Origin of the sequence: Undibacterium sp. TJN19, assembly GCF_049339485.1 — a bacterium.
In the GTDB taxonomy this organism is placed as follows: domain Bacteria; phylum Pseudomonadota; class Gammaproteobacteria; order Burkholderiales; family Burkholderiaceae_D; genus Undibacterium.
Map to the genome: position 1 here is coordinate 289805 of NZ_JBMPPL010000001.1, position 14191 is coordinate 303995.

Annotated in this window: 10 protein-coding genes; 4 read left to right on the plus strand and 6 right to left on the minus strand. The window is 53.4% G+C overall.

What is annotated here, in order from left to right:
* Positions 1 to 40: 40 nt before the first annotated feature.
* The 5 genes from ACO0LH_RS01340 to ACO0LH_RS01360 all read right to left on the minus strand — a co-directional run bounded on the left by ACO0LH_RS01340 (position 41) and on the right by ACO0LH_RS01360 (position 4567).
* Entirely contained in the window at positions 41 to 874 is an 834-nt protein-coding gene (locus ACO0LH_RS01340; RefSeq protein WP_422939241.1) for a hypothetical protein, read from the minus strand.
* 89 nt (positions 875 to 963) lie between these two features.
* The gene (locus tag ACO0LH_RS01345) at positions 964 to 1362 is read right to left on the minus strand and encodes a PRC-barrel domain-containing protein (RefSeq protein ID WP_422939242.1); all 399 of its coding nucleotides are present in this window, start codon (positions 1360 to 1362) and stop codon (positions 964 to 966) included.
* Between the two features lie 193 nt (positions 1363 to 1555).
* Entirely contained in the window at positions 1556 to 2401 is an 846-nt protein-coding gene (locus tag ACO0LH_RS01350; protein ID WP_422939243.1) for an AraC family transcriptional regulator, read from the minus strand.
* An 89-nt stretch (positions 2402 to 2490) separates the two neighbouring features.
* Entirely contained in the window at positions 2491 to 3633 is a 1143-nt protein-coding gene (locus ACO0LH_RS01355; protein ID WP_422939244.1) for a hypothetical protein, read from the minus strand.
* Positions 3626 to 4567: a hypothetical protein gene (locus ACO0LH_RS01360; RefSeq protein WP_422939245.1), complete on the minus strand. Its 942-nt coding sequence runs from the start codon at positions 4565 to 4567 to the stop codon at positions 3626 to 3628. The genes ACO0LH_RS01355 and ACO0LH_RS01360 overlap by 8 nt, the downstream gene beginning before the upstream one ends.
* A 199-nt stretch (positions 4568 to 4766) precedes the next feature.
* Here ACO0LH_RS01360 and ACO0LH_RS01365 point away from each other — a divergent pair, with 199 nt between their 5' ends.
* The 4 genes from ACO0LH_RS01365 (at position 4767) to ACO0LH_RS01380 (ending at position 13563) form a co-directional block, all read left to right on the plus strand.
* The gene (locus tag ACO0LH_RS01365; RefSeq protein ID WP_422939246.1) at positions 4767 to 5528 is read left to right on the plus strand and encodes a hypothetical protein; all 762 of its coding nucleotides are present in this window, start codon (positions 4767 to 4769) and stop codon (positions 5526 to 5528) included.
* A 375-nt stretch (positions 5529 to 5903) separates the two neighbouring features.
* A complete protein-coding gene (locus ACO0LH_RS01370) occupies positions 5904 to 7982 on the plus strand; it encodes a M48 family metalloprotease (protein WP_422939247.1) in 2079 nt (692 codons plus the stop codon).
* Positions 7983 to 8030: 48 nt separating this feature from the next.
* Complete coding sequence (locus tag ACO0LH_RS01375) at positions 8031 to 8732, plus strand: hypothetical protein (protein ID WP_422939248.1); 702 nt, start codon at positions 8031 to 8033, stop codon at positions 8730 to 8732.
* 598 nt (positions 8733 to 9330) lie between these two features.
* Positions 9331 to 13563 (plus strand): beta strand repeat-containing protein, encoded by a 4233-nt coding sequence (locus tag ACO0LH_RS01380; protein ID WP_422939249.1) that lies wholly within the window; start codon positions 9331 to 9333, stop codon positions 13561 to 13563.
* 125 nt (positions 13564 to 13688) lie between these two features.
* Here ACO0LH_RS01380 and ACO0LH_RS01385 read toward each other — a convergent pair whose 3' ends face one another.
* Positions 13689 to 13889, minus strand: coding sequence for a hypothetical protein (locus ACO0LH_RS01385; RefSeq protein WP_422939250.1), 201 nt, complete (start codon positions 13887 to 13889; stop codon positions 13689 to 13691).
* Between the last annotated feature and the right edge of the window lie 302 nt (positions 13890 to 14191).

The following is a 14191-nucleotide window of genomic DNA, read 5'->3' on the forward strand; positions in this document are numbered from 1 at the left end:
TCCGTACAAAAAATGAATTCATGGTTAGAACAATCCAGCCTTAAAAACGTACTTTCACATACGCGGAAGGGCCAGCCAGACGGATATTCATATTGGCATTGTCATGCTCACGCATCAGGTCAATCTTGGTGACGCCATAATCAGCGACCAGTCCTACGTTCTGGAACGGGAACCATTCGACACCGGCGTTACCACCATAGATATTGCCGCTGACACTGCCACCGTTTTTCTTGATGCCAGATGCCTCGGCAAAGAACCTGAAATTTTTGGAAAAGGCATGCCGCCAGCCCAGTTCAAGCAGCGGGGCTACCGTACTCTTGCTGACTGAATCGCTGGCGCTGGCAGTGTTACCATCGACTGTGCCGCTGACGATGCCATCGAGCCGGGCACGGTAAAAGGCCGCACCCAGCCCCACGCCGACCACGTCATTGTCGCCACCAAACCACCAGCGATAGGCAAACTGCCCTACTTCCAGGCGCAAGTCTGAACTCAGGCTGGCGGCGCCAGTAACCAGTTTATCGTTGATGGTGGCTTGCCCGCTCACGCTTGACAGATAAGATTTGTCATAACGGAAATAATCAAACGACAGCCCCTGGCTATCACCCAGCAACATATCGGCGCGTACACGCGGAATTTGCACATGGTCCTGATCATAGGTAGGCGTCTGGATACGTCCAAATCGTGTATCGGCATTGAAATTGATGCTGGGGTCGGCATAAAAGACACCACCCGAAAGACTGATACGATCCAGCGCAGAGGACTGGTCAGCCCATGCAAGGCTGCTGCTCAAGCCTGCGGCAAGACTCACAACAAGGCCCGGCAAAACAGATTTGCGCAATAAGGCGAGAGGGCGGTAAATTTTTTTATTATTCATGGCTGGCATTCTCATTAAAAAGAGGCAGCGACTGCTGGCGAAACAGTGCTGCCCCAACTTGGGTAGGACTAGCTATTCAACGCCTTGATTTATCGGGATTGGTTCACACCGTAGTAGGTGTCCAGATTGTTACGCCATGCCAGGTCGGCCATGTCCGGCCAGTTATTTGGGTCAAAGCCTGGTGCGGTATCAAATCTTTCTTTATCAACATTAAGAACCAGGTTTTTCTTTTCGGTATTTAAATGCAGGGCGGACCAGGGCACCGCATACAGCTTTTCGCCCAAGGTAAATACACCACCCCTGGACAGAACGGCATAGGCGATCTCACCGGATTTGGTGTCAAGCATGATCTCTTTCAACTGGCCCAGATGTTCGTCCTGTGCGTTATGGATATGGTCACCAATCAGGGTGTTGGCGCCCATTACGGCAGGGCCTGGGCCATCGCCATGAATTGGCTGGTAGATATTGTATTGGTCTGCGCTTGTCATGAAGCTCTCCTGTTTTCCAAGTGAAATTGAACGATGCATGCGAAGCATTATAGAAATAAATGCAGCGAGAGCGCCGTAGGATGAGACAAGCGGAATTTGTAGGAAAAAGCCTAATGATTGCTTTTATTTCTTGCCAGAATCACGGATGAAATAACTCCGAATGACTCCGCAGGCGGCCGTGTATTACCAGTGTTTAAGAAACACCAAGACGTAACCATTTCGCCGGAGAAATACCATACGTCTTAAGAAACTGGCGGCTCATATGGCTTTGATCAGCAAACCCGGCAAAGACAGCGCATTCTGCCAATGGCCTGCCAGCGAGCATCAGCCGCCGCACCAGTGCCAGGCGGCGCATGGTGATATAGCGGTAGGGACTGGTACCAAAAAATTGCCGGAAATCACGCGACAGGCTCCAGCGGTCACGGCCACTTGCCGTGGCCAGCTGGTCCAGCGTGATGGTCTGGTCAAGCGCATCATCGATATACTCACGGGCGATTTGTGCCGCCCTGAAATCGCCTGGCTTTGCCAGAGGCTGACCGGACACCTGCTGCATCGCCATGGCCAGGTCAAACATGGCATCGTCTTGCTCCAGGCCGTCCACCGTATCGGTGAAATTGTTCAGCAAAGCCTGTGTTGCACGAAACAGACGGGGGTCAGTGGATACGCCACCAGCAATAAAAGGCAAGGGGCGACCTTGCAGAATATCTTGCAGCATCGCCGGTTCAACATAGACCATGCGGTAGTGAAAACCGTCTGTGGTACCCGCCTGTCCATCATGCAGTTCATCGGGATGCAGAACGATGGTGTGACCAGCCAGGCTATGTCGCATCGAAGAGCGGTAATGAAATGACTGCACGCCGGAAATCGTACGCCCTATCGCATAGGTATCATGACGATGTGGTGCGTAGGCCCGGCCTTTGAAAAAAGCTTCTATGCGCTCTACACCGGCCAGTGGCGTGGCACGCCGCACCCAGTCGCCATGCGCCTGATTTCCAGGCAGGGGCTGTGCTGTTTGCGGAGAAGGCGTTTTCTTGTCCATCAACAGATTCTACCTGAAGCACAGCAAGCAGGTCATGTTGAGGACTGGTGCCAGCCATTCCCGCTCTTTCTGTCACAAGAAGCCACAACTTAAGAATAAGCCCCCAGGCTGTCGTCGGTGGCAATGTCATCACGACCCCCACCGTAGGAGCCTGCCGTCGTTGAAAAAACAGTCTGGCTGTCGTCGCTGCGATTTGAAGCACTGCTGGTATCAGTCATGTCATCCGCTCCGCCATCAGTGCGGTCATCAGTACGGTTATTCGGATAACCAGGCACCTGTGTCAGATCAACCGGGCTGGATGCGCTGGGATTATATTGCGACGAATAGGCAGCTGCCGCAGCGAAATTGTCATTGTTATAGTTGTTGTAGGTATTATAGGTATTGTGATTGTCCTGATGCTGGTGGTCGTGATGCCGGTAACTGCTTTCGTAATACATATGGCGGCGACGCATGGGTACATAACTCGGGTTGGCCCGCACCATCGCAGTTTCAAGACGGTCAAAAGCCGCAGGATGAAAATGATGGTCTATGCAATACCACGCATAGGCATCTTGATAAGGGGCATCGCGGTAATGTGTCTGCCGGCTGCGCCATTCTCTTTCCATTTCCTGCATATGCCGGTCAGACAAAATGGTCTTGCGGCGCTCCTGCAATTGCCTGGCCTGGCGCACGATTGTTTTCAGCTGCTCATAGACATCTTCAGGTATTGCGCAGCCATCTTGCTCAGTGTGTTTCAGCAATTCGATAAAGTCTGCCGTATTGCTGTCCTGCCTTTGCAATTCATCGATCTGCGCATTGACGGCTGCCAGTTCTTTATCGATGATGGACAGCGAAGACAATTCGGCCTTGGTATCAAAATAAAATGCCAGCCTGGTCTGCAAACTCCCCAGCGCCTGGGCAGAACCGGGCCGGTCGATAAAACCCAGCCATGGCCGGTAGGCTTCAAATGCCGCCAGCACCACGGCATCGACAAATGCCGGACAGGTGGCGTTCAGGTCTCGCAAGGTACTGGCCTGAAAACCCGGCAACAAATCAGCCACGACCCGCTTGATTTCTTTTTCACGCCTGGCCTTCAGGTGTTCTTGCCGCGGTGTCAGATCACCCAGCTGTGCCTTGATTGCCAACAGCGCTTTTTGCAAGGCATCGCGTGCCGCCGACACGACATTGAGGTCAGGATAAACGGTAGCGGGTGCGCCATCGGCATAGTCATCGTGTTGACGAGGGTTAGGCATGGCTGGCTTTCTCAAAAAATTCGCCATCTTCACGGCGGGATAAAAAATAATCGGCAAAATATTGACGCAATTTGGGTTTTTGCATATCGGCATGCCACTCCAGCGGCTGGCCGCTGCGCACAGTCAGATCAGTCCAGGGGTTGTAACCGAGGTCGGTAATTTCATGCATGCGTAAAAAATAGCGGCGGTGCAAGGCTTCGCCGTGCCACAGATGGCAGATATCGGTACGTACCACGCCCAGGCTGCCCTGCACGAGCTGATGAAAGCGCGCACCCCAGGCTTGCAGGTGCAAGATCTGGGCGCGGTCATGCTTGAGGGCATTCTGTATGCAAAAATTATAGTCACCATAAATCGCGTGTGCCATGAAATGGTCAGCACTGCCTGATATTGCAGCTTCATACAGACCCACAGCATCAAACAGGCTGCGCCGCATGGCCCAGCCATAACCTGTATGCCCGTGTGTATCATAGCGCCCCGCCTGCAAAGAACCCGGCTGCGCCTGCATGACCGCAGCGAACGAGGTCACCAGGTCTGGCTTGGTACCGGCACTACCGTCCTGTTGCAGGCGCAGGCAGTTTTCCCATACCTGGGCAATCGGGTGCTTTTGCAAGACTTTCACCAGTTCCTTGGCCCATAGCTTGTTGTTAAACAAGATGTCGCAATCGAGCCAGGCCACATATTTGCAGCTGGGCGGCAACCAGGATGCTGCCAGGTTCAGCAAGCGTTCTTTCTGCCACAGCAGCGTGGCAGAGCGCACCTGCAAAACATCCAGCGCGGCAGGTAATTCAAACGGTGCGTCACCAAAAGCACATTCGACCGTGATACAGGTCACCCCAGCCGCCCGCATGCCCTCGATGAAGACATCATAATTCTGCCTGCGCGATACATAGCGGCAAGGGTTGAAATAAGTAGTAAGGACGACAAGTTCAGACATGGCAGGCGAATCAGGAGCGCAATTAATGGAAAGGCATGGCAGCGTATCATGATAACAAGTATTTGCGCTATGATCTGCATGTGCTTATGGCCATGCTTATGTTCATGCTTATATCCATATTAATGCCGATATTTTCACCGCCAATACCATCAGCCTGTTCATCATTCTCATTACTGTCATCACAATCATCAAGGACACCATGGAAAATCATCACGCCAATAATGCGGTCTACACCAGCGCGACACAACTCAATGCCATCGTCATGACCAATCTCGGTGCCGGCGATGAGTTGCGGGTCTTTTTGGCAGATGCCAAAGCACCACGCGGTATCACTTTCGATGCGGCTGGCAATCTGTATTTTGCTGAATACGGCTCACAACGCGTGCGCGTCATCGATGACAGTGGCGTCAAAACCTTTGCCACTGGTTTGCGCTATCCACGTGGACTGGCAATCGATAGCGCAGGCAATATCTATGTCGCAGACGCGGGGTCCGATACGATCAAGGTAATCGACCAGCAGGGGCGCGTGCGCGACTTTACCCACATTACCAAGCCGGATAGCCTGTCCCTGCAAGGCGACAAACTCATTGTTTCTTGCGGAGAAGGCACCATCGGCAAATTCAGCCTGAACGGCGAAGGCGGTGCCTTTCACAAACTGCCGCGCCCATCAAGCGGCACGGCCATGGATGCCCAGGGCAATATCTATGTGACCACCGGCATGGATCAGCACAACCGCTCGCAGATGAGCAAGATCGATGCGCAGGGTCGTGAGTCCATTATCATGACCAGCAGGTCACAAGGTAACCTGTTCACCATTCTGGGTTTTAGCAACAATGGTTACCTGTTGTTCTCAGAACTGCCCGATACCATCACCATATGGAAATCACGCGAAGACTGCATCGTCAGATCCTGCGTTGTTCCGGCGTATTCTGCGACAACGCATGATTTTGTGATGGGGTGATGTACAGGGCCTGATCTACGTCTTACAGAACCCGCCGCTTGCATTCGGCAAGTTAGCAACGCAGGCGGGCCTGCTCCCACACTGGTCACCAATCACCACTCCAATATCTGGGTAAGTGGTGCGTAGAGGAACGTCACGACAAAGACTGCCATCCTATTGAGATACAAACATAGCTACCTTTTCCTTTCCAGAACAAGATATTTTAACTTGTTACCTTTTTTGAAATAATGTTACAAACCTCCCATATTTGTAAGCATATCAAAAACATGGCAAATTAATAAGCCATTTCAACTACACTTGGAAATCTTTCCAATTTGTTCGTCCGGCATCCTGGTTTCATCCGGACAAACGATATACCACACACCCACGACAATCATGACTAAGTCTAGCCTGAAGCTCGCCATTTTTCTTTTGCTGTTGCCTGCTTTGCTCACCGTCCTGGGTATATCGCAGTTCATGCGACTGACAAATCTGACGCAGGACCGCGCTACATTGTCTGCACAAATAGCCAGTTTGTCCGAGCTTGCCCAGCGCGATCCGCATGCAGCCATACCTAGCGGCGTTCCGGGACGGGTACTAGGTGTGCAATATGCCGGGCAGATCCTGAAGGCGCAATTGTCTGATCTAGATGAAAACCAGCCTGCCATACGTGCCCGCCAGGCCTTGCCGTTCTGGACAGTTGCCTGCGGATTGCTGGCAACCCTATTGGGCATGGTGGGTATGGTGCTGATGATTCGTGCCGGGCGCCTGGCGCGACATTCGCGTGAACAACTCTGGCAGATTTTTTCGAAAGGCTATCAACGCTTACCCTGGCTGATGGGTGCCATGACCGTATTGCTTGCAAGCGCCACCATTACAGCATCGATTTATGAAACTTTAGCCAGTATTCACATCACCAGCGCGATGAGCAATGGTGACCTGAAACGCAGTGTCCTGTTCGGTATCATCAGCCTGGTTGCCATCGCAGCAGCCTTGCAGGCGCTGTATGCGCTGTATGTCAACCGGACCAGTTTCAACATCCAGCCCATGCCCTTGATGGGCCGCAGTGTTTCAACAACGCAGTCACCAGCCCTGTGGGCCTGGATGCGGGACATCGCCCAGAGGCTCAACGCATTGCCACCAGATCATATTGTTGTTGGTCTGTGCGACGGCTTCTTTGTCACCTCCTCTGATATCAGGCTGACACCTTCAGAGGCTATCTTGCGGGGCCGTACCCTCTACCTGCCGCTTACCTACCTGGCGGTGTTGTCGCGGTCAGAAACTGAAGTCATTATGGGTCACGAGCTGGCGCATTTTGCAGGTGCCGATACAGAATATTCCACACGTTTCGTCCCTATTTTTTCCGGAGTGTACAGAAACCTGCGGCACATGCACACTTTGCGCGAACGTGACATCGTCAGTCAGGTCATGCTCTACCCGACCTTTCTGTTAGGCGAATTTTTTTCTCAACAGTTTGATCATGCCGTTCAGCACTGGAGTCGCCAGCGTGAACTGATGGCAGACAAGCTTGGCAGTTCCCTGCATAGCCCGGTTGACGCAGCCACAGCACTATTGCGTACCAGGCTGTTTAACCTGTATATCCATGAGTCCCTTGGCCGCGTGCGCTTGCAGCCAAAAGACCAGGATGATCTGGTCGCTGAAATGATAACAAGCGCCCAGGCAAGGGGGCTGGACAATCCGCAAACACATCTGGATGATGAATGGGCCCACCCCACTGATAGCCACCCGACATTGCGGCAGAGGATGGATGCATTGCAGGTCAACCCAAACGCCGACTTGCTGACCCATGCTGCCCGGCCTGTAGATGACGCCGGCATGTCGCTGCTGAATCAACTGCTGGGCGGCGGCCGTGCATGGTGCCAACAACTGACCAAGGATCTATCGCAGGTACAAAAGCAGGACATCGACATACGCACCGGTTTGCTGACAGATCAATGGATCATCAAAAAACCGCCATCAACGGCAATGCTGGTATTTGGGTTGATGGCTTTTCTGCAGTTCCTGTTTGCATTTGGCATTGTACTGATGTTCACGTCCAGCGGCACGCACTTCAAGATGATTACCGTCACAGTGATTGCCTTCCTGATGGCAGGCGGCGCCGCCTGTACTTTCGTTGCCAACATTTACCGCAAGAAATCGCAAAAGCCCTTTATCGTTGTACGCAGAGACAGCTTACGCCTCGAAGGTATGTCAGGTGAATTAGCCTGGTCGGCAGTTGAATCGGTGGTAGCGCATCCCGGCTTCGTCGTCACTTTACAGCTGCAATTGATGCCTGGCACAACCCTGCCCCCGCCAGGAAAAAAAGCGACCTACCTGCGCTTCGACACCCTGTCAAATCAATTGTTCATCACCTTGCCAAGAATTAGTGGCAAAGACTATGACGAGATTGCGACCCTGTTTTATGAATACCACCATATCGCCCATGCCGGCCGCGTTGATGCAGGGCCAGGCTGAACGCACGATGAACCGGCTTCTCATCCCAAGATTATTTCGGAGAATGTAATGTTTTTCTACGTCGTCACTCAAACCCACGTCCCTGTGGGTGAACTTGCCGTCAGCCATATCCCATGCCCACACTGCCACGCAGAGCGACTGCGCATGCAATTCTTCAATTTGCGTGAAGATTCTTTCTTCCACACATTTACCAATATGCCGGCCATACCGCTGGTGGTCTGCACGGCCTGCCATACACAAATCGAGCGCAATGATTTCAGCAAACCGATGACTGACTTCTATCGGCAACATCAGAAAGGCTACCGTGGCAAGTTCCGTTTCTGGTTCAAGTGGAAATTTGTCGCAGGTGTCGCAATCGCCATCACCGCCATAGGGGTCTTGCAATTTAAATTCAATACAGATGCGCAAGCCTCCAATGATCGCGCTGCCCTGGTCAAGCAACATCTGGCCCACCCTGTCGTTGGCGATATTTTTGAAGCCTGGGTAGTCACCGAGCCAAACACTTCGCAGGCGGCACCCAAGGTAGTGCAGCGATGGTTCAAACTGATACGCATCGATGGCGATGTGCTGGTCATGCAACAAGATACCCGTGAGTACAGTCTGACGAAGGACAAGCCTCATCAGAATGTGCAGGTCAATGACGATAGCTTTGCCCCCGCAGAACTGAAGTTTCAGCTCAAGTATGGCGGCTTGTATCCACTGGATGGCAAAGAGGCTATGTCGGTCTGGAGTGTAACAACGGCAAGCTGATTTTACAGATTTGCTGATCCTATAGAGTCGTCGTCGCCCGAATATGCCCTTGCACGCGCAGGTGCCATGTACTCCAGCAACGTAGGTGCGACAAGCGCAGCGTAATCGCACGCATGACCCCTCGCAAATAAACATAAACCAGCAAAGCCATATCTAATATCGCAGCAGGCCGCCCCTGGGTAGAAGGGTTTCTCTTTAAGTTCTGCTGTAATGATGCGGCAATGACGCGTGACGACCTGAGCAAATGTGAAGGTAGGTGTGATGCGCGTGTACGATTCGCATGCTCATCGCACCTGCAGCTTGCTACAGCGGCAGGTCGCTTTTCATTGCATCCATAAAGTTGTCAAATAAGATATTAATGTAATTAATTGTAATTTAATGACATGGTTTTCAAGCAATCCCCTGAAAATGGGGTGGCGCTATTCTTCAGACTCAGGCTTACCCATAGCGACTCACCAGGACATTCTTACCTGGGATCAGCGTTACCCATATAACAAATATATGCCGGATCAATCCGGCAATACGCATTGCCAACCCATCCTGTCTGCGCTGGTTTGGCCTTAAAGCTGCGCCTCAAAAGGGAAAAGGGAAATTTAAAATGAAAGCAAAAAAATATGCCATGCTGCTTATCGCAGCAGTGGCGGCTACCGTCGCCATCGCTGGCGCTATTGTCACGCTCGGTGGCTCGAATTCAGGGTTAAATGCCAACGCAGCAGGCGGAGGAGCCAGCTCGGCAACCGGCCCACGAGGGCTGATGAGCGCGCTTGCAACGCCGGGGTCGAATTCGATTTTGAACGTCAGCGTAGCAGGTGACGGCACGGTGAGCAGCACAGCCGGCAGCCCGGGCGCAGTGACCTGCACCAGTGCTGTCGTGGGCTATACCGGCAATTGCAGCCAGCTGTTTGATACTAATTCCACTTTCACGCTGCATGCATCAGGCAGTGGTTTTACTGGCTGGGCGGGGCCGGGTCTGACTGCCGTTGGCACGGGGTGCAGCGGCACGGCAGATTGCACCTTCACCAAAACTGCTGATACACAATATGTCACGGCAATCTTTGCTTCTGGTGGCACAAATGACGCAGGCAGCAATGCACCGCAGCAGCTCTATACAGATATCACGTCTGGCCCCACAAGCGGCGGCGAGAATAACAAGGGTATTTATCTGTCCGTCTTTGGGCAGAACTTTGGCACGACAGGCGCAGGTACCAGCGCCAAGGTCTACCTCGATAACATCGAAGTAGACAATTACCGTTCCATCGGCACTTCACGCGGCCGGGCCGATATCCAGCAAATCACAGCGCAGATAGGCGCACTGGGCGGTGCGTCCAACGGCACCAGTCTGCCAGTTAAAGTAGTCATCAACGGCAATGTCGCAACAGACGCGAATCAACTGAGTTTTAAAGTCAACCCCGGCAAGATCTACTTTGTCAGTCTGGATGGCAGTGACAGCACCGGGCAGCCGGATGATATCAATCACCCTTACAGACACGTACAGCTGGCGATCAGCAATAACTCCAACGACATCCATGTCGGTTGCACGATTGCAGGTGGCTTGCAGCCCGTGGCAACTGCCGGTGTATGGGGCATCGTCCTGCCGGGTGACTTCATCATCATGCGTGGTGGTGTGTGGACTGATGTGCACCAGGCGAATGATAACTATTTTTTGCGCGTGCAAAACAAGTCCGGCACGCCGGCGACAGGCGCGGTACAAACCGGGCCGATTACCCTGATGGGCTTCCCGACAGAAACACCCCTGCTCTCTCAGGCACTGACCAGCAGTGCCGACAATGGTTCAGGTGGCGTCATTACCTCAGCTGACAGTGCCCGCCAGGAAATTGGCTGCGGTGCCGGCATCACCATCACCAATCTGAAGATAGAATCAGGCCGTGCAGATGGTATGATCGATGTGCAAGCAGGCTATGAACTCAATGCCTACAAGGGTGCCAACTGGCGCGTGGTCAATACCGAACTGACTGCTTATACCGCCGCCTACAACGTCATGGCAAAAGGGGCCGGGGTAACGGGTAGCGGCAACGGTGTCGTGGTTTTGGGTAACCATGTGCATGATGTGTATTGCGGGCCGGACAACGGCACCAGCTTCCTGCAAAACCATGGCATTTATTTTGATGGCACGGGCTCGTATGAAGTCGCTTATAACGAGATCGGCAATATCTTTGGTGGCAATGGTGTACAAAGTTACAGTTCTTCGGGTACGCCCATAGGCAATATCAATGTGCACCACAACTTGATCCACGATGTACGCAAGCATGGCATCAACCTTGCTGACGGTACGGCTGGCAATGTGAAAATTTGGAATAACATTGTCTACAACATCCAGTATGCGGCTGTGCGCTTCAACACCACCGACATCAACGCGGCAAAGATATACAACAACACCTTCTACAACACCAATACCGCAGGCAATAACAATTACGGTGCATTGACGAACGACTGGAACCTGCCCAAAGGGGCGATGGATGTGGAAAACAATATCTTCTACGTGGCCACCGGCACACCGTATAACTCAGGCTCGAATGGCGTACAGGCCAGCGCTGGCACCTTTGCGCGCAACCTGTGGTTCAACGGCTCTGGCAGCCCTGGCCTGGATTCCACCGCGGTACTGGCCAACCCGCTTTTTGTCAAAGCCGGTGCTGACTTCCATCTGCAGAACAACAGCGCGGCACGTGGTGCTGGCTCAACAGCCGCAGCGGTAACCTCTCTCGTCACAACGGACTATGACCTCAAAGCCCGCAGTACAACAACGATGGATATCGGTGCCTACCTGTCGGGTTCTGCCAGCGATTCAGGCTTGCCAGCCATCACTGTGTCGCCAGCCATCCAGGGTACGGCGCAGGTTGGCAGCACATTGACCGTATCAACAGGCACCTGGACCAACAGCCCGAACAGCTATCAGTATCAATTGATAGTGAATGGGGTCGATGTGACTGGCAGTACCGGCAACAGCTTTACCCCAGGCAGCGCGGATGCCGGCAAGATGATTGTGTGGCGCGTCACCGCAAGCAATGCGAAAGGTTCTGCCTCGGTCATGAGTAATACCGTGACGGTGGCAGGCGCGGCCTCTCCCGTCAATGGCACTTGCGGCAGTGCCAACGGTTTGTCATTTTCCACCGCGCCCTCAAGCGGTCTGTGCAGCGCGGGTACGGCATCTACATTGACAGGCTCTGGCCCCTGGGCCTGGAGTTGTGCGGGTTCCAACGGCGGTAGCACGGCAAGTTGCAGTGCAAATCTCGCCAGTGCGCAGGCCCCGGCCAACACGGCGACACCTTCTATTTCTGGTATTGCGGGTGTTGGCAGTACGTTGACTTGTTCGCCTGGCAGTTGGAGCAACTCACCCACCAGCTATGCCTATCAATGGAAGCGCGCTGACGCGGCAATTGCTGGCGCCACTGCGGCAAGCTATGCCGTCGCCGCCACAGATGCGGGTCAATCACTGACTTGCGCAGTGACAGCAAAGAACGCCGCAGGTTCTGCTACCGCAACATCGGCTGCGGTGACCGCGACAGGGGCGACGCAAATCACGCCACCGCAAGTGGTGCAGACTGCAAACCCGGTCTATGCTGACGGGTCAACCCGACCTGTCAAGATCAGCTTCCCCAACCCTGTCAAGGCGGGCAATCTGATTCTTGTTTCCATGGCTTCCACGCAAGGGCATACCTATAATTTCACTGTCTCGGATAACAAGAACACAGGCAACTACACCTGGTATAAAACCGATGCCTGTCAGACTACCTGCGCAGGATGGTTCTATCTCGTGGCGCCAAAAGGCGGCAGTTATTTTACGATCACGGCAAGCGGGGGCGCGGCCCAAGCAGTCGTCATGTCCGCGATGGAAGTCAGCAATTTCGACGCTTCGATCTTTGATGGCAACCCCGTCACAAGCAATGGTACAGGTGACACGGCAAGCGCGACCAAGCTGACCGCTTCGGCCAATTCACTCGTTCTCACGGTGTATGGCGGTGACCCTGATCAATCCATTGCCCCCGCCAATGCAGCAGGCGCATTCAACGCACCTTACGCCCATGCACTGACTTACGGCACGCAGATGGCAGTGGCAACGACACCGGGGTCTACACCTGTCTCGTGGAGCGTCGCACAAGTCAGAGGCTGGACAGGCTGGTCAGAAATGGTCATCGCGATTAAGGGCGCCCATAGTGCCGTCCAGACCCCAGCATCCGCTGCGGTGGTGCAAACCACGGTACCTGCCTATGCAGATGGCGTGACCAGACCGGCTTCGATCAGCTTTGCCAACCCGGTAAAGGCCGGCAACCTGATCCTTGTTGCGATGGCGACCAACCAGGGTAACACTTACAACTTCACTGTCTCGGATAATAAAAATGCAGGCAACTACACCTGGTATAAAACTGATGCTTGCCGGTCTTCCTGCGCTGGCTGGTTTTACATGGTGGCTACAACGGGTGGAAGTTCGTTCACGATCAACGCTAATGGTGGCGCAGCGCAAGGCGTGGTGATGGCTGCCTATGAAATATCGGATTTCGCCCCCACAATCTTTGATGGCAACCCCGTGACGGCAAGTAACACCAGCGCCTCTGCAAGTGCGGCCAAGAGCACCCTGCTGGCAAATTCTCTGGTTTTTGGTGTGTACGGTGGCGATTTTGCGCAAAGCATCGTGCCCAGCTATGGCCTGGGCGCGCTCAGCTACGCCAATCCCAATACCCTGACCTTTGGTACGCAACACGCACCGGCCACTGCATTGGGCTCTTCCTCCATGGCCTGGAGCGTCGCGCAACCGAATGGCTGGCTGGGCTGGGCGGTGACAGCAATTGCGATCAGGAGTGCGACCAGTCCGTAAAATTTGCAGCCCCCGGAACCGCGCTTACTGCTCGTCTGCGCGGTTCTTCCTTAACTGCAACAAAGCGCATTATCGGCACCCTGCAAAACAAAAATCCACTTCCAAAACAACATCATCCGGGGCAATTACCGCCCAACAGAGGTGAAGTTCACCGCCAGTTTTTGCAGATACGTATCAAGCACCGGCTTCACAGGCACCTTCAACCAGAATTCAAGAACCAGCACCGCCAGCCCAAATACCGATACCGCCAATTGCCTGGGTCGCAAGACGATAGTGCATTCTGTATGGCAGGAAAACAGTTGTGTTAAGTTGGCGGCGATAGTCATGGCACAGTGTCTTTCATCAAGGCTGGATCAGTTTTACTGCAAGAGACGCCAGTGTGCGGGATTGCCTGACAAAAGAAAATTACCTGAAACCGTATGGCTGATATACATAAATGTATACATGCTGTAGACGGAGTTGCAGCAAGGGGCGCTATGGCATCTGCCGCATGACGTTAAGCCATAAACCATAGCCCGGGAGTCATCGTCAGCGATCGTCAGGCACTTCGCATTAATCGCCAGCTTCGTGATGAGATAAGTGATGTGCCTGCCTCGGCCTACCGTCACCTGTGAGCAACCTGACATGA